Below are 23200 nucleotides of genomic sequence, written 5' to 3'. Positions count from 1 at the left end.
GGGGAGGATATGCTATTTCATAAGAAAAAAAGAATTTTAACGAAAGATAATATCATTACGGATTGTCCGGTTACGACAAGTGACGACGCGATCCTGCAGATGGGAAACCTCTTGAAGAATTCCGGCTATATCACGGATGGATATATTCAAGGCATGCTGGAGAGAGATCATAACTTAAGTGTTTATATTGGAAATGATATCGCGATTCCGCATGGAGAAATTGAGTATTTTGATAGTATTCTATATACAGGAATTGGCGTTATGATCTATCCGGAAGGTCTTGATTGGCACGGAAATAAAGCCCGCGTCGTAATAGGTATCGCTGCAAAAGGTGATGAACATATGCCGATCCTGAGTCATATTGCAGAAACGCTGTATGATATGGAAATCGTGGAGAAAATAGTCCATGGCAGCGTAGATGAAATTTATGATATCTTAAAAATCTAAACAATTTTAGAGGGACGATATGCTCCCTCTTTTTTAAGTTTGATGCTAGATTTTTGGAATTGTTGATATAATAAACATGTATAAAGGATGGATAATATGAAAGATCATTTATTTGTGCAGGAACGTCGGAATAAAATTGCTGAGTTGATCAAAAAACAGGATAAAGTAAGCGTCCTTGAATTATCAGAATACTTTCACGTCACTGGCTCTACGATTCGTTCTGATTTAAAGTACTTGGAAGAAGAAGGTCTGTTAATGAGAACGTATGGGGGAGCCATTCGTTTGGACTCGAAAGTCATGTCAGAAGATATCCCTAAAAATCGTATGAATTCTGAAGAAAAATTGGCAATTGCACAGAAAGCCGTGACCCTTGTGGATGATTTTGATGCGATCGCAATTGATACCGGGACAACCTGTGATGCGTTTGCGCATGAGCTGATTCGTTCAGAAAAAAAAGGATTAACGATACTGACCTATGATTTGAAGATTGCCATGAGGATTAGTTCACAGACGGATTACCGTGTACAAGTACTTGGCGGATTGATCCGGAATGGATATCCTTATGTTTCCAGCGGCTCAATTGTGGGAGAAATTCGGAATTTTAGTGTCGATAAAGCTTTTCTTGCAACGACCGCATTTGATATTGATTTTGGCTTTTCAACACCGAATTTTGAAACGGCAGAAATTAAAAAGAGTCTGATTAATATATCAAAATGCCGGATATTCATGTGTGACCATACGAAAGTGAACGAAAAAACATTTAGTTCATTTGCAAAAGCGAAAGATTGTGAATATTTTATTATTGATAAACAAATACGAGACTTCGATTTAAAACCGCTGAAAGATATGGGAGTGCAGATATTGATCGCAGATTAACAAATTTCTGAAAAGAATTAATCCGGACAGATCTTTGAAACACGCATATTCTCCGTCCCCGGTGAAAGTGATTTTTTGTGTTATAATACGTTTATGAAAAAATTTATGATCTTATGTCTGTTGTTTTCTCTTTGTGCCTGCTCAGCGACAGAAACGGCCAACCAGGAAACCGATGCTCCGGCTGCCTGTGATGCTTCCAGTGAATGTACAGATGACAATGAAACCGAAACAGCAGAGTTTACCGAGATCTCGATGGAAGACGCGCTGGATTATTTCCGGCAGGGGAAATCCGGTGTCTTATTTTTCGGCTTTACCAGCTGTCCGTGGTGTAAACAAGCCCGTCCAATATTGAAAAAAGTATCTGCCGAAACCGGTGTACCTGTTTACTATATCAAGGTACGTGACGAAGACGGAAACTTAACATACTCCGATGAACAACGGGAAGAGCTGTCGCAGTATATCGGCGATTACATGTCGGTCAATAAAGATCAGGACAATAAACTCTGGCTTTATGTGCCGCTGGTGATCAATGTCAAAGATGGGAAAGCAGTTGACGGCCACGAAGGCACGCTGAAAGGGCACAATGCAGAAAAAGAAAAACTGACAGCCAAACAAAAAAAGAAGCTCAAGAAAATCTATAAGAGAGTGCTGACGGAATAAGATTCCGTCAGTTTTTTTGATTGGCTCGTATTAGAGTATATGAAAGTAAAAGAAATGAAAGAGGATCAGCGCCCTCGGGAAAAAGCGCTGCGCTTCGGGCTGGGCAGCCTGACCGACCAAGAATTGGTTGCTTTATTGATCTCCAGCGGCAGTAAGAACCGTGATGTGATGAAGATCGCCTCGGATATCGTGGACACATCGGATCATTTAGCCAAATTATTTGAAATGAATGTGTACGATTTGATGCAGATTCAAGGAATCCGTGAAGTGAAAGCACTGCAGATGGTCGCTGCGATCGAATTGTGCAAACGGGCACTGCGCGTGGATGTCTATCAAAAGAAAATTGAGCATCCGGATGATCTGGCAGAATGGTTTGAAGCGGAATACGGACATCTGGAACAGGAACATTTTGTGGCGGTCTATCTTGATACCAAAGGCAAGATCATCAGTCACCGCGTCTTGTTTGTCGGTACGTTGAATGAAAGCTGCATGCATCCGCGCAACATTTTTAAAGAAGCGTTTGAAAAAAATGCTAATGCTGTATTGGTGACGCATAATCATCCCAGCGGCGATCCGAGTCCGTCAAAGGCTGATCTTCAGTGCACGGCGCAGTTAAAAGAAGTCGCAAAGATGATGGGTGTGCAGCTGCTGGATCATATTATTGTCGGGCATAATGCGTGGTTTTCTTTTCGACAAGCTGGATATCTGGATTGAAACCCTTCGAAAATCTCGTTATAATACTGACAGATATGAGGGATTTTATGCGAAAATTCAACCACCTTCAAAAAGTATTGATCGGATGGATCATCGGAATCGCAATTTTCGGCTGCGTCATGATCGGTCTGCGGCAGAATGCCTTATCAGATATGGGATACAGCGCCTGGACCTATATCCAGTACGGCCTCTTTGAGTATCCGCTGACTTCGATCGGTAATTTTGTCAATGATGTTGCCAACCTATGGCATCAATACGATGACAATCAGTATTTAACACAGGAACTGGCAGAACAAAAAAGCTACAAAACGCTTTATGACAATGAGCGCAACGAAAATAAAGAACTGCAGGACCTGCTGAATATGAAAAATGAACTCGGCAATTCCACACAGATCAGCGCCCGCGTCATCAAACGCAGCAGCAGCTCATGGGATCAATATGTGACGATTTCTGCCGGCAGCGCTCAAGGCGTCAAAGAAAATATGATCGTTGTCACCAGTGAAGGAGCCGTCGGTTTGGTTCAGGATACGCAGACCAACACCAGCAAGGTCCAGCTGCTGACGGATGAAGATCTCGAAAACGATATTTCCGTGAAGATTTCCATGGAAGACGGCAGTACCGCTGAAGGTTTGATCGATTCTTATGATCCGGACAAGAAGGCTTACCGCATGTCGCTGTTTGACAGCAGTGTCGACGTGTCCGCCGGCATGGAAGTTGCCACCAGCGGCAAGGGCGGAAATTATCCGAGCGGCATTTATATTGGTACGGTCCGCAGTGTGGAACAAAATGATAATTCCATCGTTTCGACGATCTATGTGACACCGGTTTCGAATATTTCCAGTTTCAACTATGTGATCGTGTTAGGCAACGGAAAGGTCAGTGAATAATGCGCTGGCGTGCTTATGCCGTCTGTATGTTTGTGGCGGCGTGTCTGGATGTCTGGCTGACTTTTGTTTTCCCGCCGGACTATACCTATCAGAAACTGTCATTCATTCCGCATATTTGTTTTCTGGTCTGCATGATGGCAATTTATGACCGTAAACCCATCGATCGTGTATTGATCGGTGCTTTATGCGGGATCCTTTATGACTTCTTTTTCGGATCAACATTTCCCGTATCGTTTCTGCTGTTTGCGGCGTTCGGCTATACGACCGGTTTATTTAAAGAAAATTACGACAAGGATATGCGGCTCCTGTTTGTCGTTTTAAGTGCAGAAGTTTTCCTTCTGGATACATTGCCGTTTCTGTTCTGTAAGATCATCGGCACGATGCATGTGAATGTCGGCACGTGGCTGCTTCATATGGAACTGCTGACGGTGGCCATCCATATCGCTGTGATCTATGGTCTGATGTATGTGCTGGACGCTGTCGATGCCTGGGCTGCCCGCCGTGAGGAAAAGCGCGATCAGCAGCGCCGCAATAGCTATCGAGACGCAGAATAAGAAGGAGCCTTCCTTCTTTTTTCTTATATATGAGAGGTGAAACCATGAACCATTTATTATTGTTGGACGGCAACAGCATGCTGTTCCGGGCCTACTATGCTACTTTATACAGCCATCGAATGTCGACATCCAACGGCATCCCGACCAATGCGGTATACGGATTTGTGATGATGCTCAATAAAGCCATCGACTTGCTTCATCCCGATGCCATTCTTGTCGCCTGGGATGCGGACAGCCAGACATTCCGCAAACAGGAGTACGAACCCTATAAAGGAACGCGGAAACCGCTGGATGATGAACTGAAAGTACAGTTTCCGATCGTCCGGGAATATCTGGATGCTGCAGGCATGAAGCGCTATGAGATCCATGGCTATGAAGCAGATGACATCATCGGCACGATGGCCAAACAGACGGCTGATATCCAAACCACTATTCTGACCAGTGACCGCGACTTGCTTCAGCTGATCGATGCCAGTACCAACGTACTGTTGATGAAAAAAGGCTTATCGGAAATGCAGCTGATGGATGAAGCGGCTTTTCGGGAAACCTATGGATTGGAGCCTGTTCAAATTATTGATATGAAAGGATTGATGGGCGATGCCAGCGATAATATTCCTGGTGTAGCCGGTGTCGGGGAAAAGACAGCGATCCGTCTGCTTAAACAATATCCGAGCGTTGAAGAAGTCTATGCCCATCTTGACGGCATCAAAGGAAAACTGAAAGAAAAACTGGAAAAAGACAAAGACAATGCATTTTTATCGAAACATCTGGCTACGATCTACCGGGATGTCGATCTGCCGTTTACGGTCGAAGACTGCGGGTATGAAGCAAACGACGATGAACTGAATGCCTTCTTTTCAAAATACGAAATGCGTTCGCTGATGAAAGCACAGAAACAGGAACCAGCCGTAACGTATAAATTCAAAACCGTCCATGTTTGGGATGTGCACTCGGAGTGGATATTGCCGGTCTGCACGCCGGAACCATATCTGAAGCAGCAATGCTTCGGCTTTATAGGGCTGGAAGATCATACCGTTTATTATATTAAAACCGAAGATGCACAGAACGATCCGGCATTCCGGCATGCGCTGACCGAAGGATTTTCAACCTGGAACCAGAAAGAGTGCATGCATCTGCTGAATCGGTACGGTCTGCCGGAAGGCACGTATCATCATGATCTGCATTTAGCGGCCTTCCTTCTGCATTCCCAGGCAACATCTGTCGATGCACTGTTGGAAGCGATGCATATTCAGACGCCTGAAACGTTTCATGATCTGGCGAAAAAATCAAAAACCGATCCGGAACAGCGCCTGATCAATTTTTACCGGGCCTTGATCGAACAGATTGCCCGCAAGGCGGACAAGATCTTTGAAGAATGCCGCAAGGAAGAATTATGGGACCTGTATACGAAGATCGAAAAGCCGCTTTCCTCTGTGCTGTATGAGATGGAAACCCAGGGCATTCATATTGACGAACAGATCCTGGATGAAATTGGGGATGAGATCCATAAACACATGGAAGAATCTGCCGCTATGATTTATGAACGTGCCGGCAAAGAATTCAATATCAATTCCCCGAAACAGCTGGCTGGTGTTTTGTATGATGACATGAAACTGAAACATCCGGGCCGCAAACGGTCGACCAGCGCGGATGTACTGAAGAAAATGCAGGATCAGGATCCGATCATCCCAGCACTGCTGGAGTATCGGAAATACGCCAAGATCCAGTCCACCTACATCGACGGTCTGAAAAAACACATCCAGCCGGATGCCAAGATCCACACCACTTTTCATCAGACCATGACCCAGACCGGACGTCTTTCCAGCAGCGAACCGAACCTGCAGAACATCAGCATCCGCGATGAACAGGGCAAAGAAATCCGCAAGGCGTTCACTGCGCCGGAAGGTTATGTTTTACTTTCAGCTGATTACTCGCAGATCGAACTGCGGATGCTGGCGCATATGGCCGATGAGACCCATATGATCGAAGCATTCAACAACGATGAAGATATTCACAATCGAACCGCTACGTTGATCTTTGACTGTGATAAGGAAGATGTGACGCCGAATATGCGGCGGACCGCCAAGACTGTGAACTTCGGCATCGTTTACGGACAGACAGAATTTGGACTGGCCGAACAGCTGGGCATCAGCCGGCTGGAAGCACGGGAATTTATGAATTCGTATTTTTCGAAATATACTCAGATTCATCAATATATGAACAGTTTGGTTGATTTCTGCAAAGAACATGGTTATGTGCAGACGTTGTTTAAACGCCGCCGTTACATCCCGGAAATCAACGATAAAAATTATATGACCCGTGAATTCGGCAAACGGGCAGCCATGAATGCACCGATCCAGGGATCGGCAGCCGATCTGATCAAGATCGCGATGATCCAGGTCGACCGAGCCATGAAAGAAGCCGATCTGCAGTCAAAGATGCTGCTGCAGATCCATGATGAACTGATCTTTCTGATTCCGCAGGAAGAACTGGAAACGATGAAAAAGCTGGTCAAGGACACGATGGAGCATGCGATGAAGCTGAAAGTGCCGCTGAAGGCAGAAATTGCCTACGGACAGAGCTGGTATGAGGCAAAATAATGCCGGAAGGACCGGAAGTACAAGTGGTCATCCGCACGCTGCAGGAAAAACTGCAGGATGCATTGATCACAGATGTTGAAGTTTTTTATCCGAAACTGGAAGAAGACGGCCATCTGACGGATCTGATCGGACAAAGAATTCGAAAGTTCAGCCGTCTGGGTAAGTACATGATCTTTGAGACGGATGATTATGACTGGATCGCGCATATGCGGATGGAAGGAAAATTCTACGTGTTTTTCTCTGCACCGGAGGACAGGCGTCACATCCATGCGATCTTTCATTTGGACGACGGCCGTTACTTGTGTTATCACGATACCCGGAAATTCGGGCGGATGAGCGTTTATCCGAAGACCGAAGATCTGCACAGCCTGCCGATGTTAAAGAATGTCGGCTACGATTACACCGACCCGCATGTCACGGGTGATTACTTGTATCAAGAAATTCATCACAGCCGGCGGTGCTTGAAAATGGCATTGTTGGATCAACGGATCATCGCCGGCATCGGCAACATTTATGCCAATGAAATTTGTTTTGCCTGCGGACTTGATCCGCGTTCCCGCTGCACGCGGCTGTCCAAAAAAGACTGTGCCTTGATCGTAGATGTCACGCGCCGAATTTTGAATGAAGCAGATGCGTTAGGCGGGACGACCGTACATTCCTTTGCATCCGGTTTCGGTGTGACGGGCCGTTTTCAGCAGCATCTTCAAGTCCATATGCAGGACGGCAAACCTTGCCCGCGCTGCGGACATACGATCGAAAAGATCATGGTTCAAAACAGGGGGACCTATTTATGTCGGAATTGTCAGAAAAGAAAATAATCGGGATCACCGGTACCATGGGCGCCGGGAAAAGCGAGGCAGCCCGCATCGTACGGGAACACTATCCAGTGCTGGACTGCGACCGGGTCAATGCCCGCCTGTTGGAACCGGGCGAAGCAGGATACAAAGCGCTGGCACCATATGGTTTTACAGGTGCCGACGGCCGCATAGATAAGCGCAGAATGGCTGCTGCCATGTTTAATGATCCGCAGTGCAAAGCGGAAATCGAAGCGATCCTTCACCCGCTGATCCGACAACGGATCCTGGCATGGATCGATCAGCAGAACGGCCGCTTGGTCTTCATCGAAATGCCGCTTTTATTTGAAACCGGCTCCCAGGATCTTTTTGATGAAATCTGGTGTGTTTGTGTGGATGATGATTTGGCTCTGTACCGTCTGAAAACGTACCGGCATATATCCGAAGAGGATGCCAGAGCACGGATCCGGACGCAGAGCGATCCCGCAAGCAAACGCCGGCAGAGCGATGTGATCCTCTGGAACAACGGGACCAAGGCGGAACTGCGCAAAGCAGTGGAAGAAGCACTGCGAAAGGAGCAGGCATGAAGTGCCGCATCGTACGGGCGCAGGCAGCGATTCAGCGGGAATCTCTGTATCTATATTATTATCCGCTCATCGGCAAAGATGCGTGTATTTTATATGAGATCCTGCAGTGCTGCCCGGAAGAAATCCGTTCATCTGATCTGGAAACACTTTGCGATTTACGAGGTTCCCGTTTTGTACAGGCACGCAAAAAATTGGAACAATACCGCCTGCTGCGGACCTTTGTCAAGCAGGATGATATGGTTCTGATGATCCAGGCACCGTTGTCCCCGGCAGATTTTCTGCGTCACGATACGTTCGGACGCATGTATATGGAAGCAGTCGGATCCAAACGATTCGAAACCATGAAAGCCCGCCTGCAGCAGCCTGATCCAGCTAAAGGAATGAAGGAAATCAGCGAACACATTGATACGACGATGCTCAATCGTTGGAATCAGAAAAAAGAAGATGCCTATGAAACCATGCGACCGGCCCGCCGGCAGCGGATCGAATCGTTCCGGTTTGATGTGTTCTTTCAAAATATGGACGGCATCTTTCCGCAGAAACTGCGGACCCCGGAGAATCTGACGTTGATCGCAGAACTCGCATCGCTGAACGGCATTTCTGAAACCGACATGCGCAAATTTGTCAATCGCGCCATCAACCCTAACAAGCAGACATTTGATGCGGAAAAACTGAAACATCAAATTTATGCCAGCCGGCCGAAGGTTCAGCCTGTAACAGATCGCTATGCGATGGCACCGGTTGCTTTCCTGCAGGAAAAGCAAGGAGATGCACCGGTCTCTTATGCGGACAAATTACTGATCCAGCGTCTTGCTGATGAATATGGTTTCGGTAATGATGTGATCAACACGCTGATCGAATATGTGCTGAAAATGACCAATCAGAAGTTTCCGACCGCATATGTCGAGAAAGTGGCCGGCACATGGAAACGACTGCATGTGCAGAACCGGGAGGATGCGCTGGCTGCGGTGCGCAGCGATCCGCGGCCGCAGAAGCAGAATACAGCCTCGGTCCCGGATTGGTACAATGATGTTGAAACGGAACAAGCCGGAGAGGACTTGATGGCGAAAGTCCGCCGCCAGCAGCAGAAACTGAAAGGAGACGGCAATGGAACGAATGAAGATTAAAGTATCAAAAACGACAGAAGACCATTTAACGGCTGAACGAAATGTCAGACTTCTTTGCGAAGATGCACGCGTGCAGCGCTTTCTTGCCAAGAACCATCTGGATGAACAATTTGTCCGCAGAAATTATGCCGATCTGCATAAATGGCTCACACAACTGTTTAACTGTGACCGCTGTGCCGGGCTGGACTTCTGTACGCAGCCGTTTAAAGGCCGTATCTTGAATATCCGTGTGGATGCGGATGGCTTTTTGGATGAGCAGTATGAACCATGCCGCTACCAGACAGAACATGACCGTCTGATGAAACCGCGCCGTCAGTTCCTTTATGCGGATTTTTCTGAGGAAGATTACGCGATTGATCTGCAGAAGATTGATTTTAATTTTGTCGGCCGTAATGAAGCCTATGTCCGGGCATATTCCCGGATCATTGATTCTTTTGAAGACCCGAAAGGGATCTACCTTTATGGTCAGCCGGGTGTCGGTAAAAGTTATTTGATGAAAGGCGCGGCCAATTACTATACCAAAAGCGGAAAGACAGTGGCATTCGTCAACTTGCCAAAACTGATCCCGGCCAGCCGGGCCTATGAATTTGGACGGATCCATGAAACCATCCGGCAGATGAACCGGGCCGATATCCTTTTTCTGGATGACATCGGCGGGGAACACATTACCTCCTGGACACGTGATGAAGTGCTGTTTCCGCTTTTGGAAGAACGGATGAACAACCGCCGGAAAACGTACATGACCAGCAACTATGATCTGAACAGCCTGCAGAATGAATACATGGCAGGCGCCGGTCAGAATCCCAAAATTGCGACGGACCGGCTGATGGAAAGGATCCGTACTTTATGCGATGTGGCTGAGCTGAAAGGAAAGTCGCTTCGATAGTTCTTTCCAAAATGATAGAAACGTTGTAAAATATGATCGTAGGTTAACAAAAATAGGAGGAATAATGTTATGTTAGTATCTGCTACAGAAATGATCAACAAAGCCCATGACGGACATTATGCGATCGGTGCTTTCAACATCAACAACATGGAATGGATCAAAGCCATCCTGCTGGGATGTGAAGCAAAGAAGTCTCCGGTCATGTTAGGTGTCAGCGAAGGTGCCGGCAAATACATGTGCGGCTTTGACAACGTAGTCGGAATGGTAAAGCACATTCACGATAATTTAGGAATCACCGTTCCAGTAGCTATCCACTTGGATCATGGTTCTTACGAAGGTGCAAAAGCAGCGATCGCTGCCGGATTTACATCCGTTATGTTTGACGGAAGCCACTACGATTTCGAAGAAAATAAAGCAAAATCGCAGGAAATCATCGCATTGGCACATTCAAAAGGTTTGTCCGTTGAGTGCGAAGTCGGCGGTATCGGCGGTACCGAAGATGGTGTCACTTCTGCAGGTGAGCAGGCAGATCCGCAGGAATGCGCAACGATCGCCGGCTTAGGAGTAGATTTCTTAGCTTGCGGTATTGGTAACATCCACGGAAAATATCCGGCTGACTGGGCAGGTTTGAACTTTGATCTGCTGAAAGAGATCCAGGAAGCTACGAACGGTAAACCGTTAGTACTGCACGGCGGATCCGGAATTCCGCGTGAGCAGGTTCAGAAAGCCATCACGTTAGGTGTTTCCAAAGTCAACGTCAACACAGAGTGCCAGTTGGTATTCGCAGACGCAACACGTAAATATATCGAAGCTGGAAAAGACCAGGAAGGCAAAGGTTACGACCCGCGTAAATTGCTGAAACCAGGTACGGATGCAATCCAGGCACTGGTTGAAGAAATGGTTGAAAACTTCTTCGGTTCGGCAGGAAAAGCTGAATAATTGGAATTTTCGGGAGCAAGGAGTACCTTGCTCCTTTTTCTATGTTATGATTATTTTTAATGAAATATTCAGCAAATTAGTGTAAGATGATAGCGCAAGCTTTGGGGGGAGAAAAATGGAAACTGTCATTAAAATCGAAGGCGGTCATCGGCTGAACGGTTCGGTCCGGATCAGCGGATCGAAAAATTCAACGGTGGCTTTGATACCTGCATGTGTTTTAGCAAGTGAACCAGTTACGATTTATGGAGTACCGGATATTTCGGATGTCCGTTCATTGATCACGTTGTTGAACGAATTAGGGGTAAACGTTGAAGAACGTGATGAAGATACTTTATACATTGATCCGACTCATATGGAAAATGTGCCGCTGGTTTCAGAAGCAGCCACAAAACTGCGTGCCAGTTACTATTTTATGGGGGCGCTGTTAGGCAAATTTGGTCATGCGGAGATCCGTATGCCGGGCGGCTGTTATTTAGGCCCGCGGCCGATCGATCTGCATATCAAAGGCTTCGAAGCACTCGGTGCCGATGTGCAGTATGATAATGGCTGTTATATTCTGGATGCTGACCAGCTGACAGGCACCAATATTTTCCTGGATATTTCCAGTGTCGGTGCGACCATCAATATCATGATGGCAGCTGTCTTTGCCAAAGGCCGCACGGTGATCGAAAATGCGGCACGGGAACCGGAAATTATCGATATTGCGACTTTATTAAATAAAATGGGCGCCCGCATTCATGGCATGGGAACCAGTTCGCTGGTCATCGATGGTGTCGAGCATTTAGGCGGATGCTCCCATGAAATTATCCCGGACCGGATCGAAGCAGCTACCTATATCATCATGGCCGCAGCCATGGCGGATGATATGCTGATTGAAAATGTCATCCCGCAGCACCTGGATGCCATTTTGATGAAATTAAAAGAAATCGGCATCAATTTACAAATTGGTACAGATTCTGTCCATGTATTCCGAACAGAAAATGATCTGAAACCGACCGAGATCCTGACCAAGCCGTATCCCGGCTTTGCGACCGATGTTCAGCAGCCATTCTCGGTGCTGCTGACGCAGGCAGTCGGTCAGTCGACGGTGACGGAAACGATTTATGCCGAGCGTTTCAAGCATTGTGATGAACTGAAACGGATGGGGGCCGATATCGATGTCCGTATCCCGAGCGCATTCATTCACGGCAAAACAAAATTATACGGTGCCCGTGTCAAGGCAACAGACCTGCGCTGCGGGGCTGCATTAGTTGTCGCCGGCTTGATGGCAGATGGTGTGACCGAGATCCACGATATTTATCATATTGACCGCGGCTATGACCATTTGGACCGCAAACTGAACCGTTTGGGGGCCAAGTTATGGCGGGAAGAAGTATAGACCGGATTTCCGGTCTTTATTTTTTGACGGAAAATTCAGAAACTTTTATAATGGACATATATGATACGAGTTGCTTTTTTAGAATATGAAAAAGAAACCAAAGACGTCGTTTTTGAACTGGCTAAGATCTTCCGGAACACCGACTGGACGTTCCGCCATTTTTATAAAGCGAGCGAACTGGCCCGTTCAATGAAGGAAGAAAATTATCAATTGTTTGTCTTTGATGAAATGTTTAAGACCCCGCGTCTGGAAAGCGCCTTTGTGCATGATAATCCAAATGCGATTTTTATCTATGTCTGCCAGGACCCGGCAGCGGTCAAAGGGGATGACCAGCGCGGCCGGGTGCGTTATGTGGCCAAAGACCGTCTGGTCGAGGATATCCGTGACCTGAAGGATATTATCGCCGAACAATGCGCACAGACGGATGTATACACACTGATTTATGACGGTGTGCATGTGAACTTGCCGTATGAAGAAATTTTTTATGTTGAGAAGATGGAAAAGATGGTTTATTTCCATACAAAAAAAGGAGTTTTTCACAAACGCATGAATATGAGCGAGACGGAAAAAGAAATGGCGGATTACGGTTTTCTGCGCGTGCATGTCTCTTATCTGGTCAACGAGAAGCATGTCACCGCCTGGTTTAAAGATGAAGTCGAGCTGGATACCGGGGAGAGGATCCCCATGTCGCGGGCGCAGAAGCGAAAATTAGCGGCAAGGATGCGTCGGGAAGCGTAAGATGCCGAAATCCAAACAGTTTTTTCCAGCTTCATTGAAATGTTCTGTATATCCGTTATAATGAAGATGAAGAAAAGGATGAGGCTTCATAAAGAAGGCGAAAAAGAAGGTCATTCCTTTTCAAAGAAATCATACGTTCTATACGTAAGAAAGCGGTGGGAGCATGACAATATCATAATGCCGGGGACTCCGGTGATTCTGAAGCTATGGAGAGAAGGCTCCAAATGTGAGGCTGGAACAAAAAAGAACCATTTCGTTCTGATTGATCCGGAAGAAACATTCCTTGAGACTTGATGTTCGAAGGATGAGAAGATGTTCTGTGACAGGACAGGTGATGGATTTCACGATTAAATCATCCGGGCAGAATATCAAGGACCATCTATCCTATAAGTGACGCTCCGTCGGATATAATGAAGTGAAGCAATCGGAAAGCTACAGCTCATAGGAATCAATAAAGATGTTTTGGAAAGAGAATAAGGTGGAAAAGTTATTCTTACAATTGAATATTTTAGGGAAAGCGGGCGGAATGCCCGCTTTTCATATAGACCGGTCTTATTGGAATCACTTAGATGATGTGCTAAAATAAAATAGAATAGGAGACACCATATGAAATTATTAGTTACCGGCTATGACGGAATCCTGCAATACGGAGGCAACGTCATGGAAGAAGATTTAAAAGCTATTGAAAAATGGCGAAGCGAAGGCAATCTTTATGTGATCGATACGGGACGGTCCAAAGATTCCATCGATAAAGAAATAGAAAAATTTAATATCCCTGTTGATTATTTGATCACCAATAACGGCGGTATGATCTTTGATGAGACCGGACATATCCTGCAGTCCAACTACCTGGATTATGTGACCAGTCTGGACATCATGTATATTGCCAAAGTCACCGACGGCATCGCTGCCTTTGTGGCCGATGACGGAATTCACCGCCATAAAGTGGTCGTGAATCCGGAAATTTATGATTATGACAATATGCATCTGGCACCGGATATGACGGAAGAAGAAGTGATGGATCTGGGCGAATATACGCAGATCAGCATTACGCTGGAAAGCGAAGATGCCGCGCTGCGTTTTGCGAAAGAAATGAATCACCATTTTGCCGGTCTGGTCAACGCATATCCGAACGAAGTATTCGTCGATGTGGTTCCGTCTTATGTATCAAAGGCGACCAGTCTGCAGTTTTTGCAGCTGTATACAGATGTTGATGATGAAGACATGTATGCGATGGGTGATTCGTACAATGATATTCCGATGCTGGATATGGTCGAAAACAGTGCGGTGCTTTCTACAGCGCCGGAAGAAGTCATTTCACATGCAAAGCAGACATTTATTTCTGTCAGTGAATTTTTGAGTCATATCGAATAATACAAAGGGGGCTGAGCTATGGAACTTTCGATTTCCGACGTGCCCTATATTATTCGATGGATCGTTGATATTCTTGTATTATGGGGTTTGATTTATGCCGGACTGCGCCTGGTCCGGAACAACACGCGGACGATCCAAATTTTTAAAGGGGTCATTATCTTATTGATCGTGAAAGGACTCTCGGTCCTGCTTGGATTGAACGCCTTGAGTTACATTATGAATCTATTTCTCCAGTGGGGCGTGGTGGCCATCATCATCGTCTTTCAGCCGGAGATCCGCGGCGTCTTGGAAAAGCTCGGACGGACCTCATCCCCGCTGCATTGGGCAGAGCTGACCAACGGAGAATATGAACATATGATCAATGAGCTGGTGGAAGCGTGCGATGAAATGTCGCGCACGAAAACCGGCGCTTTAATTACGATCCAGCAGACCCAGCAGCTGACGGATTATGTCAACACGGGGATCCGTATGGATTCAGTGGTCTCGGCAGAACTGCTGCAGACGATTTTTCAATACGGCACACCGATGCATGATGGTGCTGTCATTATTCAGGGAAATAAAATTGCCTGTGCGGCGGCCTATTTTCCGCCGACCACCAAAGATCTGCCGAGCAAATACGGTGCCCGCCATCGGGCAGCCGTCGGCATTAGTGAAATTACCGATTCTATCACGATCGTCGTCAGTGAAGAAACCGGCGCAATCTCGGTCGCTGTCAAGGGACAGTTGATTCAATATCCGGCCGAAGGTCTGCGCCGTTATTTAAAGAATATGCTCATTGATGATACCGTGCCGGTCGTCGATAATACGTTCTTTAAAACAGCAAGAAATTTTTCCATCAGCCGATCGAAAAAGACGGATAAAAAATCCAAACCGGATGATCGTATCCTGCCGATCAGTGTGGTGGATCTCTATAATGACAAGCAGGGAGGGAAGAAAAATGGCAAGACCCGATGATCATTCTTCAGCCGGATCCCTGCAGAAACTTCAGGAATTCCTGCGCTTTTTGTTTGATAAATTAAGCAAATTGTTTGACCGGATCATTTTTTCAAAATCCGGTTCCATTATTGTATCGTTGGTAGCAGCCATCGGCATTTGTGCTGCGGTGAACTATCAGGACATCAATATGCGCCTGACAAAAAGTTCGCAGACGTCGGTAGAACTCAGCAATGTACCGGTGGAAACGCTGTACGACTCGGATGAATACGAGGTCAGCGGTGTGCCGGATGTCGTAACTGTTACACTGACCGGCAATGCGACGGATATTGATGTATTCCGTAAACAAAATGATGTAAAAGTGACGGCCGATCTGCGAAGCTACGGTGTCGGTCAGACGGAAGTCGAGCTGAGCGTTGAAAATCTGCCGAACGATATTGATGCGTCGATCAGTCCGTCTTCGGTGACGGCAGATATACAGAAAAAAGTCACCAAGCAATTTACGGTCACTGCTGAACTGTTGTTAAGTTCGGGACAGAAGTCTTCGGATTTTGAATCACCGAAATTAAAACGCAGTACGGTCAAGGTGACCGGCAGCACGGATCAGATCAATTCTATCCGGACGGTCAAGGCATTGGTGGATGCGACCGGCCAGACAGGAAGCTTTGAAACAGATGCAAAACTGGTTGCCTATGATTCAGACGGCAACACAGTCAATGTGGATTTTTCGCCGAAAACGATCCATGTGACCGTTTCGGCCAAATCAGATGAATAGAGGAGCAATAAAATGGGGAAATATTTTGGAACCGACGGTGTCCGGGGACGTGCCAATGAGGGCCTGACCCTGGATATGTCCATCAAGATCGGACAATATCTGGGCTGGTATTACAGCAAGGGCAAGCATGCCAAGATTTTAATTGGCAAAGACACCCGCCTGTCCGGTGATATGTTTGAACTGGGTTTGGCATCCGGTGCCACGAGCATGGGAGCCCAGGTGTATTTATTAGGTGTCTGCCCGACGCCCTCGATCAGTTACCTGGTGCAGAAGGAGCGCTTCGACTGCGGGATCATGGTCAGTGCCAGTCACAATCCGTATTATGATAATGGCATCAAAGTTTTTAACCATCGCGGTGAAAAGATGGAAGAAAACGTGCTGCTGGAAATTGAAAAATACATGGACGGAGAGATTTCCCTGGATCTGGCGACCGGATCGGATCTTGGTGAATTTGTTTCCTGGGAAGACGGTCTGGAAATCTATATGTCCTGGCTGAAGGAAAATGTACCGGTTGATCTGACCGGCATGAAGATCGCCTGTGATCTGGCCAACGGCAGTGCGACCAGCACCGCTTTGGAAACATTGGATTCGCTCGGGGCCACGGTGGAAGCCATCAACAATTCACCGAACGGTCTGAACATCAACAATAAATGCGGCTCCACACATCCGGAAAGTTTGCAGCGGATGATGCGGGAAAACGATTACGATATTGGTTTTGCGTTTGACGGCGATGCGGACCGTCTGATCGCGGCCGACAGCGACGGCAACTTGATCAATGGTGATTATATCTTGTATATTGGATCACGTTATTTAAAGTCGGTCAATAAACTGAATAAAAATATGTGCGTGACCACGGCCATGGCCAATTTAGGTTTATATAAAGCATTGGATGCAAATAAGATCGACTATATCCAGACGCCGGTCGGTGATAAGTATGTATTTGAAGAAATGCAGAAAAACGATTATTATATCGGCGGGGAACAAAGCGGACATATTATTTTCTATGAATACGAGAAAACCGGCGATGGTTTGTTTACCGCGTTGATGCTTCTGCAGATCATGAAGGCAACGGGGAAAACGATCCAGGAGCTGAGCGAAGGCTTGTTTATTTATCCGCAGCTGCTTGAAAATGTGACCGTGAAAGACAAACAGCACGCCCTGGATGATGAAGCACTGAAAGAAGTGATCCAAGGTGTTGCGGATGAATTGGGAAATGAAGGTCGGATCTTGGTCCGCCCGAGCGGTACGGAACCGCTGATTCGTGTGATGGTCGAAGCCCGCACGGATGAATTATGCCGGCAGTATGTCGGCCGTGTGGTCAATTATATGAACGAACACGATTTTTAGAAGAAAGAAGGAACGTGTATGAAACGAGTTATTTGTGTCGTTGAGGATGAAAAAGATCAGAACAATCTAGTTGCACAATATCTTCGTAAGGAAGGATATGAAGTCCGCTCGTATTATACATATGAGGAAGCGAGTGCACATGTGACCGATGATGATGTTCATTTATGGATCCTGGATATCATGCTTGATGACAAATCCGGCTTCGATCTGCTGGAAGAGATCCGTCTGCAGGGACCAGAGATCCCGGTCATCTTTATGTCGGCGCGCGATAAAGAATTTGACCGGATCATCGGACTGGAGAAAGGCTGCGATGACTACATCACAAAACCGTTCTCACCGAAAGAACTGGTCCTGCGCGTCAACAATATCATCAAGCGGGCCTATCGTGATGAGAACAATCGGATTTCCATCGATGGATATGAATTGGATGAAGAACAGCGCAAGATCTTCTATGAAGATCAGGAAATTGAACTGACGACCAAAGAATTTGATCTGTTGATGATGTTCATTAAAAACAAGGGCATTGCGTTCAGCCGGGATAAGATCCTGGAAAATGTCTGGGATGAGAACTATTTTGGTTCCGACCGCGTCGTCGATGATACGCTGCGCCGTCTGCGTAAGAAACTGCCGAATTTGAACATTCATACGATTTATGGCTATGGCTATCGTTTAGGTTGATATGCATAAGATCGTAGAAGGATTTAAGAAACTTTCCCTGACACAGCAGGTCCTGCTGGTGGTCTTTCTCTTTGTGGCATTCTTCTTCGGATTCTTTTTCCTGTTTGTCACCAATAACATCGACCGTACGATCGCAAACCAGATGTACGATACGATGGCCAGCCGGCAGGAATCGATCGCGGAAGCTTTAAAAGATGACGAAGATGTGCTGGAAAGCCAGGCAGCCCGGGAACTGGTCGGCGATACGCTGCAGACCAATGGCTATATTCAGGATGGTACGCTTTATTTCTTTGACAAATCGGATCAGAACAGCGGCACCAAAGGTCTGTATCAAAAAATGCTTGTGGATGCCGGCGGCTTAAACAAGGACAACCCGGTCTATGAGGCCATGTATCAAAAGAGCGATACGGTTTACTATTATTATCGCCTGCAGTATGTCAAGATCAACTCCGATGATGTGATCATTGTGAGCTTTATGAACAGCGACTATCCGCAGCAGGTGCGTAAATCGCTGGTCGACTCGACGATCGATGTGGTCATCCTGGCTTATTTTGTGATGTTCGTAGCACTGATGCTTTGGGTGTATTCGATCATCCATCCGCTGCATCAGATCAAAGCATATATCGAAGAAATCAAAATGGGCAAGGAAGTCGAACTGCATATCAATCGGGAAGATGAGATCGGTGAGGTGGCCGACGCCCTGGTCACGATGAAAGATGAACTGAAGAAGCAGGAAACCGCCAAAGAGGAAATGATCCATAACATTTCGCACGATTTGAAGACGCCGATCGCAACCATCAAGTCTTATGCGGAATCCATCAAGGACGGGATCTATCCTTATGGGACATTGGATAAGAGCGTGGATGTGATCATTGAAAATGCGCAGCGGCTGGAAGATAAAGTACACAATCTGCTTTATCTGAACCGGGTCGAATATCTGCTGACCAGTGATGCGGAAGGTGTCGTCACGAATATGAAGGAAGTCATCGAACAGGTGGTCCTGAATACGAAGGTCATCCGGCCGGAGATCCGCATCGAGATGGAAATCGAAGAGGTGTTCTTCGACGGACTGCTGGAGGCATGGCGGGTGGTCATCGAAAACATTATGGAAAATGCGTTCCGCTATGCGAAGTCATACATTAAAATTGAACTGCATGAGGACAATTTGAAAATCAGCAATGATGGTCCGAAAATGCAGGAAGACCGCATCGAGGTGCTGTTCCGCCCGTATGAAAAAGGCGAAGGCGGCCGTTTTGGTTTGGGACTGTCGATCGTTGCGAAAGTCTGCAAAGCCAATAAATATCTGGTTCGGGGCTTTAACACCGACGATGGAGTATGCTTCGAGATTTATCGAAAACCAAAACCGAAACCGAAAAAGAAAAACGAGCGTCGCCGCTCGCGTAAACTATGAGTTTCGAATAAACACGAATTGATTCCGTGAACTTTCGGATGGATCGTAACGATAATCCAATTCACGGAATTTTTTGATGTCTTCTGGGGTTTCGATTTGTTCCTCAGCCAGGAATCGGACCATACGTCCGCGCGCCATCTTAACATAGACCCCTTTTTCTTTGTGCGTACTTTCAAGAAACCGCACATCAATGAGTTCTTTATACGGTCGGATGCATTTAGCATATTCCTCGCTGGCCAGATTCAGGATGGGTCCTTCCAGTGTATCGGCTAGTTTCCGGCCCCAGAATGCATATAAGTTTTTGTGTTCGAATTTTGCCTGCATTTCCAGACGGTAGGGGACGATCGCATCGAACGGCCGCAGGATCCCGTATAAACCGGAGAGGATCCGCAGATGATCCTGCAGATACTGCAGCTGTTCATCGGTCATCACATCCGGGGCCATATACTGATACTGAATACCGCTGTAGGCCATGATCGCCGGTGAATGTTCCGCATCTATGTTTTGATACTGGCGTTTGGTCTTCTGTACCAGCGCATCTGAACATTTCAGCAGTTTTTTCAGCTGGCCGTCATCCAGGCGGCGGATCTGTTCAGCGAGATATTTTGCTTCTTGAAGAAAAATCGGCGAAGACATCGGCAGGACGTCTTCGCTGGTTTTGATCTGTTTGGCGGGCGCAATGATGATCTGCATCTTATTCCTCCAAAATATGTTCCATGCTGACTTTCAGAACGGAATGAATATGCTCGTCATCCAGTGAATAATAGACGATCTTGCCGTCGCGGCGGGATTTCACGAGTTTGGCATTTTTCAGAGCTTTCAGCTGATGACTGACGGCAGAACGGGTCATGTGGACGACATTGGCCAGATCACTGACACAGAATTCGCCGTTTTCCATCGCAATCAATAATTTTAAACGGGTCGCATCGCCCATGACTTTATAAAAGTCGGCCAGGCGTTCGATATGATCGATCGACGGTGTCGTCTGAACGGCCTGCAGGACTTGTGCTTCATTTTGCGGTTCATACAAAAAATCTTTCTTTTCCATACGATTATTATAAACAAATCCGTTTTGAATGTCGAATCAGTACACCGGTATAAAGGACATAGGACTGCCGAGGACAGAACAATCATACAACTACTTTTGTCCTTGAAACCACAAGTAATTCCGATACAATAAAAAAGGGAGAACAAAATGAAATTGAGTGAAGGAAAAGAAGGAACAACATACCGCGTCGTGTCGATCTCGGTGAACGAACAAACCGAGCACCGGCTGGAAGCGCTGGGTATGATGATTGGTACACCGGTTGCCATTCTGCACCGCAAACGCACCGGGACCATGATCATTGATTTGCGGGGCACTCGTTTTGCGTTAGGAAGCAAACTGACGGAACGAATTGAGGTGGAAGCATGAAAGAGGAGATGACGGTCGCTTTTATCGGTAATCCGAACTGCGGCAAAACGACTTTATTTAATGCGTACACCGGTGCGAATTTGAAAGTAGCCAACTGGCCTGGGGTGACCGTCGAGCGCATGGAAGGCGCTGTCCAGGAACACAACCATTTGATCCATGTGGTCGATCTGCCGGGAACTTACAGTCTGTCTTCGTACACGATGGAGGAACAGGTTTCGCGCCAGTTTATCATGAGCGATCAGGTCGATGTCATCATCGATGTGGTCGATGCATCCAGTCTGGAGCGCAGTCTGTATTTGACGCTGCAGCTGCTGGAATTAAATAAACCAATGGTCATCGCGTTGAATATGATGGATATCGTGCGCAAGCGCGGCATCGAAATTGACTTGCATCGTATGTCCGAGATCTTAGGAATTCCGGTCGTACCGGTGGTGGCCCGCAAAAAAGAAGGCATTCAGACATTGATGCATGCGGCGGTCCATCAGCACATTGATACGGAAGATCCAATGACGGCATACCACCATGTCCGTCTGAATATTCACGAAGATACGATTCGTGAACATGTGATGGAATATTCAGATGCGGTGGAGCATAAGATCGCTGTCGTAGAAAAGCGGATGTATCAGCACTATCCGCAGGAGAAAAATATCCGTCTGGCCTCGATCCTGCTGCTGCAGAATGATAGTGAGTATTGTGAAAAATATCCGCTGGATCTTGATGATGTCCGGGATCCGGATGATGAAACAGAAATCATCAATGAAAAATACGGCTTTATCCAGGAATTGATCCCGGAGATCCTGATGGGGATCCAAAAGAGCGATGAACTGACGGACCGGATCGATAATGTCGTAACGAAACCATTTTGGGGCGTATTGATCTTCCTGCTGATCATGGTCTGTATTTTTGCGCTGACCTTTATCGTCGGCGACTGGATCCAGGGATATGTGGAAATGTTGGTCGACGCGCTGATCAACGGCGTCAACAGCTGGCTGGCCGGTATGAATGTGGCTGCCTGGCTGCGAAATTTGATCACGCAGGGCGTCATCGGCGGTGTCGGCAGTATTTTAACTTTTTTACCAAATATCGCGATCTTGTTTATTGCGCTGGCTTTTTTGGAAGACAGCGGTTATATGGCCCGCGTGGCATATGTGATGAATGAGATCATGTCGCATCTAGGCTTGTCCGGCCGTGCGTTTATCCCAATGGTATTAGGATTTGGCTGTACCGTGCCGGCCATCATGTCCAGCCGGACGCTGGAATCAGAAAAAGACCGGCGGCGGGTCATGTTGATCACACCGTTTATGTCGTGCAACGCAAAACTGCCGGTATACATCTTGTTTTCGGGAATCTTCTTTGGGAAGAATGCCTGGCTGGCCGCTTATTCTATGTATGTGATCGGCATCGCGGTCGCTTTGCTTACGGCCTATCTGCTGCATCGCTTCGGTGATGAACCGGATGAGAATCCGCTGCTGATCGAACTGCCGCTGTATAAAATGCCGAGCGCTTATACGGTATATGTTTATGTTTGGGATAAGGTCAAAGATTTCTTAAGCAAAGCCGGAACAACAATTTTTGCGGCTTCGATCATTATTTGGATCCTGATGCATTTTGGCACGAACGGATATACGGTCGAAGTGACAGAAAGCTTTGCGGCGATCATCGGCAACGCCCTGGTTCCGATCCTGGCTCCTTGCGGCTTAGGCATCTGGCAGATCGCAGTGGCCTTATTAGCCGGTATTTCCGCAAAGGAAGTGGTCGTCAGTTCAACGGCGGTCTTGTTCAATATTTCCAACATCAATTCGGCTTTCGGCATGGAGACCTTGCGTTCGGCGTTGGCCGCCCTGGGTTTCGGCCCTTTAAATGCTTATTGCCTGATGTTGTTCTGCTTATTATATGTGCCGTGTATTGCATCGATGGCAACCATTCGCCGAGAATCTGGATCGACAGCCTATTTAGTAAAAAATATGGCGTTCCAACTGGTTCTGGCCTGGGCATTGACGGCAATCGTCTATCAGGTTGGTATTCGTTTATAACAGGAGGAGAAATCTTCCTGTTTTTTATTGACGGGCGAAGAGATCTGT

Annotated in this window: 24 protein-coding genes; 22 read left to right on the top strand and 2 right to left on the bottom strand. The window is 46.8% G+C overall.

Annotation, left to right across the window (positions count from 1 at the left end):
* Positions 1-9: 9 nt before the first annotated feature.
* The 20 genes from HNQ47_RS09060 (at position 10) to HNQ47_RS08965 (ending at position 19705) form a co-directional block, all read left to right on the top strand.
* Entirely contained in the window at positions 10-447 is a 438-nt protein-coding gene (locus tag HNQ47_RS09060) for a PTS mannitol transporter subunit IIA (protein WP_183329084.1), read from the top strand.
* 96 nt (positions 448-543) lie between these two features.
* Complete coding sequence (locus HNQ47_RS09055; protein ID WP_183329083.1) at positions 544-1323, top strand: DeoR/GlpR family DNA-binding transcription regulator; 780 nt, start codon at positions 544-546, stop codon at positions 1321-1323.
* 93 nt (positions 1324-1416) lie between these two features.
* Positions 1417-1983 (top strand): thioredoxin domain-containing protein, encoded by a 567-nt coding sequence (locus HNQ47_RS09050; protein WP_183329082.1) that lies wholly within the window; start codon positions 1417-1419, stop codon positions 1981-1983.
* A gap of 39 nt (positions 1984-2022) precedes the next feature.
* Positions 2023-2697, top strand: coding sequence for a RadC family protein (radC, locus tag HNQ47_RS09045; protein WP_183329081.1), 675 nt, complete (start codon positions 2023-2025; stop codon positions 2695-2697).
* A 47-nt stretch (positions 2698-2744) separates the two neighbouring features.
* Positions 2745-3584: a rod shape-determining protein MreC gene (gene mreC / locus HNQ47_RS09040; RefSeq protein WP_183329080.1), complete on the top strand. Its 840-nt coding sequence runs from the start codon at positions 2745-2747 to the stop codon at positions 3582-3584.
* Positions 3584-4138 (top strand): rod shape-determining protein MreD, encoded by a 555-nt coding sequence (gene mreD, locus HNQ47_RS09035; RefSeq protein ID WP_183329079.1) that lies wholly within the window; start codon positions 3584-3586, stop codon positions 4136-4138. The genes mreC and mreD overlap by 1 nt, the downstream gene beginning before the upstream one ends.
* A 44-nt stretch (positions 4139-4182) precedes the next feature.
* A complete protein-coding gene (polA, locus tag HNQ47_RS09030) occupies positions 4183-6738 on the top strand; it encodes a DNA polymerase I (protein ID WP_183329078.1) in 2556 nt (851 codons plus the stop codon).
* Positions 6738-7556: a bifunctional DNA-formamidopyrimidine glycosylase/DNA-(apurinic or apyrimidinic site) lyase gene (gene mutM, locus HNQ47_RS09025; RefSeq protein ID WP_183329077.1), complete on the top strand. Its 819-nt coding sequence runs from the start codon at positions 6738-6740 to the stop codon at positions 7554-7556. Before polA ends, mutM begins: the two co-directional genes overlap by 1 nt.
* A complete protein-coding gene (gene coaE / locus HNQ47_RS09020; protein ID WP_183329076.1) occupies positions 7529-8119 on the top strand; it encodes a dephospho-CoA kinase in 591 nt (196 codons plus the stop codon). Before mutM ends, coaE begins: the two co-directional genes overlap by 28 nt.
* A complete protein-coding gene (locus HNQ47_RS09015; protein WP_183329075.1) occupies positions 8116-9246 on the top strand; it encodes a DnaD domain protein in 1131 nt (376 codons plus the stop codon). The genes coaE and HNQ47_RS09015 overlap by 4 nt, the downstream gene beginning before the upstream one ends.
* Positions 9227-10132, top strand: coding sequence for an ATP-binding protein (locus HNQ47_RS09010; protein ID WP_183329074.1), 906 nt, complete (start codon positions 9227-9229; stop codon positions 10130-10132). Before HNQ47_RS09015 ends, HNQ47_RS09010 begins: the two co-directional genes overlap by 20 nt.
* Positions 10133-10201: 69 nt before the next feature.
* Complete coding sequence (fba, locus tag HNQ47_RS09005; protein WP_183329073.1) at positions 10202-11071, top strand: class II fructose-1,6-bisphosphate aldolase; 870 nt, start codon at positions 10202-10204, stop codon at positions 11069-11071.
* A 115-nt stretch (positions 11072-11186) separates the two neighbouring features.
* Positions 11187-12449, top strand: a complete 1263-nt coding sequence (locus tag HNQ47_RS09000) for a UDP-N-acetylglucosamine 1-carboxyvinyltransferase (protein WP_183329072.1) — start codon at positions 11187-11189, stop codon at positions 12447-12449.
* A 60-nt stretch (positions 12450-12509) separates the two neighbouring features.
* Positions 12510-13187 (top strand): LytR/AlgR family response regulator transcription factor, encoded by a 678-nt coding sequence (locus HNQ47_RS08995; RefSeq protein ID WP_183329071.1) that lies wholly within the window; start codon positions 12510-12512, stop codon positions 13185-13187.
* Between the two features lie 606 nt (positions 13188-13793).
* Positions 13794-14561, top strand: coding sequence for an HAD-IIB family hydrolase (locus HNQ47_RS08990; protein ID WP_183329070.1), 768 nt, complete (start codon positions 13794-13796; stop codon positions 14559-14561).
* 18 nt (positions 14562-14579) lie between these two features.
* Positions 14580-15515 carry a diadenylate cyclase CdaA gene (gene cdaA, locus HNQ47_RS08985; RefSeq protein WP_183329069.1) on the top strand — a complete coding sequence of 312 codons (936 nt, stop codon included), beginning with the start codon at positions 14580-14582 and terminating at the stop codon, positions 15513-15515.
* Entirely contained in the window at positions 15499-16269 is a 771-nt protein-coding gene (locus HNQ47_RS08980; protein ID WP_183329068.1) for a CdaR family protein, read from the top strand. Before cdaA ends, HNQ47_RS08980 begins: the two co-directional genes overlap by 17 nt.
* A 12-nt stretch (positions 16270-16281) precedes the next feature.
* Positions 16282-17616, top strand: coding sequence for a phosphoglucosamine mutase (gene glmM / locus HNQ47_RS08975; RefSeq protein ID WP_183329067.1), 1335 nt, complete (start codon positions 16282-16284; stop codon positions 17614-17616).
* 18 nt (positions 17617-17634) lie between these two features.
* Positions 17635-18294 (top strand): response regulator transcription factor, encoded by a 660-nt coding sequence (locus tag HNQ47_RS08970; protein WP_183329066.1) that lies wholly within the window; start codon positions 17635-17637, stop codon positions 18292-18294.
* 1 nt (position 18295) lies between these two features.
* On the top strand, positions 18296-19705 hold the full coding sequence (locus tag HNQ47_RS08965) for a sensor histidine kinase (protein WP_183329065.1): 1410 nt from the start codon (positions 18296-18298) through the stop codon (positions 19703-19705).
* Here the strand turns inward: HNQ47_RS08965 and yaaA are convergent.
* The gene (gene yaaA, locus HNQ47_RS08960; protein ID WP_183329064.1) at positions 19700-20398 is read right to left on the bottom strand and encodes a peroxide stress protein YaaA; all 699 of its coding nucleotides are present in this window, start codon (positions 20396-20398) and stop codon (positions 19700-19702) included. The genes HNQ47_RS08965 and yaaA overlap by 6 nt on opposite strands.
* A 1-nt stretch (position 20399) precedes the next feature.
* Positions 20400-20753 carry an ArsR/SmtB family transcription factor gene (locus HNQ47_RS08955; protein WP_183329063.1) on the bottom strand — a complete coding sequence of 118 codons (354 nt, stop codon included), beginning with the start codon at positions 20751-20753 and terminating at the stop codon, positions 20400-20402.
* 147 nt (positions 20754-20900) lie between these two features.
* Here HNQ47_RS08955 and HNQ47_RS08950 point away from each other — a divergent pair, with 147 nt between their 5' ends.
* Both HNQ47_RS08950 and feoB read left to right on the top strand, forming a co-directional pair.
* Entirely contained in the window at positions 20901-21119 is a 219-nt protein-coding gene (locus HNQ47_RS08950) for a FeoA family protein (RefSeq protein WP_183329062.1), read from the top strand.
* A complete protein-coding gene (gene feoB, locus HNQ47_RS08945; protein WP_183329061.1) occupies positions 21116-23152 on the top strand; it encodes a ferrous iron transport protein B in 2037 nt (678 codons plus the stop codon). Before HNQ47_RS08950 ends, feoB begins: the two co-directional genes overlap by 4 nt.
* Positions 23153-23200 lie beyond the last annotated feature (48 nt).

The sequence above is a fragment of the Catenisphaera adipataccumulans genome (genome assembly GCF_014202755.1).
GTDB classification, from domain to species: domain Bacteria; phylum Bacillota_I; class Bacilli_A; order Erysipelotrichales; family Erysipelotrichaceae; genus Catenisphaera; species Catenisphaera adipataccumulans.
This window is presented reverse-complemented; position numbering and strand designations above follow the sequence as displayed.

What these genes read in the sequence shown, in the direction of transcription:
- HNQ47_RS09060 (WP_183329084.1), top strand. Translation starts at nt 10, where the DNA reads ATGCTATTTCATAAGAAAAAAAGAATTTTAACGAAAGATAATATCATT.
- HNQ47_RS09055 (WP_183329083.1), top strand. Translation starts at nt 544, where the DNA reads ATGAAAGATCATTTATTTGTGCAGGAACGTCGGAATAAAATTGCTGAG.
- HNQ47_RS09050 (WP_183329082.1), top strand. Translation starts at nt 1,417, where the DNA reads ATGAAAAAATTTATGATCTTATGTCTGTTGTTTTCTCTTTGTGCCTGC.
- radC (WP_183329081.1), top strand. Translation starts at nt 2,023, where the DNA reads ATGAAAGTAAAAGAAATGAAAGAGGATCAGCGCCCTCGGGAAAAAGCG.
- mreC (WP_183329080.1), top strand. Translation starts at nt 2,745, where the DNA reads ATGCGAAAATTCAACCACCTTCAAAAAGTATTGATCGGATGGATCATC.
- mreD (WP_183329079.1), top strand. Translation starts at nt 3,584, where the DNA reads ATGCGCTGGCGTGCTTATGCCGTCTGTATGTTTGTGGCGGCGTGTCTG.
- polA (WP_183329078.1), top strand. Translation starts at nt 4,183, where the DNA reads ATGAACCATTTATTATTGTTGGACGGCAACAGCATGCTGTTCCGGGCC.
- mutM (WP_183329077.1), top strand. Translation starts at nt 6,738, where the DNA reads ATGCCGGAAGGACCGGAAGTACAAGTGGTCATCCGCACGCTGCAGGAA.
- coaE (WP_183329076.1), top strand. Translation starts at nt 7,529, where the DNA reads ATGTCGGAATTGTCAGAAAAGAAAATAATCGGGATCACCGGTACCATG.
- HNQ47_RS09015 (WP_183329075.1), top strand. Translation starts at nt 8,116, where the DNA reads ATGAAGTGCCGCATCGTACGGGCGCAGGCAGCGATTCAGCGGGAATCT.
- HNQ47_RS09010 (WP_183329074.1), top strand. Translation starts at nt 9,227, where the DNA reads ATGGAACGAATGAAGATTAAAGTATCAAAAACGACAGAAGACCATTTA.
- fba (WP_183329073.1), top strand. Translation starts at nt 10,202, where the DNA reads ATGTTAGTATCTGCTACAGAAATGATCAACAAAGCCCATGACGGACAT.
- HNQ47_RS09000 (WP_183329072.1), top strand. Translation starts at nt 11,187, where the DNA reads ATGGAAACTGTCATTAAAATCGAAGGCGGTCATCGGCTGAACGGTTCG.
- HNQ47_RS08995 (WP_183329071.1), top strand. Translation starts at nt 12,510, where the DNA reads ATGATACGAGTTGCTTTTTTAGAATATGAAAAAGAAACCAAAGACGTC.
- HNQ47_RS08990 (WP_183329070.1), top strand. Translation starts at nt 13,794, where the DNA reads ATGAAATTATTAGTTACCGGCTATGACGGAATCCTGCAATACGGAGGC.
- cdaA (WP_183329069.1), top strand. Translation starts at nt 14,580, where the DNA reads ATGGAACTTTCGATTTCCGACGTGCCCTATATTATTCGATGGATCGTT.
- HNQ47_RS08980 (WP_183329068.1), top strand. Translation starts at nt 15,499, where the DNA reads ATGGCAAGACCCGATGATCATTCTTCAGCCGGATCCCTGCAGAAACTT.
- glmM (WP_183329067.1), top strand. Translation starts at nt 16,282, where the DNA reads ATGGGGAAATATTTTGGAACCGACGGTGTCCGGGGACGTGCCAATGAG.
- HNQ47_RS08970 (WP_183329066.1), top strand. Translation starts at nt 17,635, where the DNA reads ATGAAACGAGTTATTTGTGTCGTTGAGGATGAAAAAGATCAGAACAAT.
- HNQ47_RS08965 (WP_183329065.1), top strand. Translation starts at nt 18,296, where the DNA reads ATGCATAAGATCGTAGAAGGATTTAAGAAACTTTCCCTGACACAGCAG.
- yaaA (WP_183329064.1), bottom strand. Translation starts at nt 20,398, where the DNA reads ATGCAGATCATCATTGCGCCCGCCAAACAGATCAAAACCAGCGAAGAC.
- HNQ47_RS08955 (WP_183329063.1), bottom strand. Translation starts at nt 20,753, where the DNA reads ATGGAAAAGAAAGATTTTTTGTATGAACCGCAAAATGAAGCACAAGTC.
- HNQ47_RS08950 (WP_183329062.1), top strand. Translation starts at nt 20,901, where the DNA reads ATGAAATTGAGTGAAGGAAAAGAAGGAACAACATACCGCGTCGTGTCG.
- feoB (WP_183329061.1), top strand. Translation starts at nt 21,116, where the DNA reads ATGAAAGAGGAGATGACGGTCGCTTTTATCGGTAATCCGAACTGCGGC.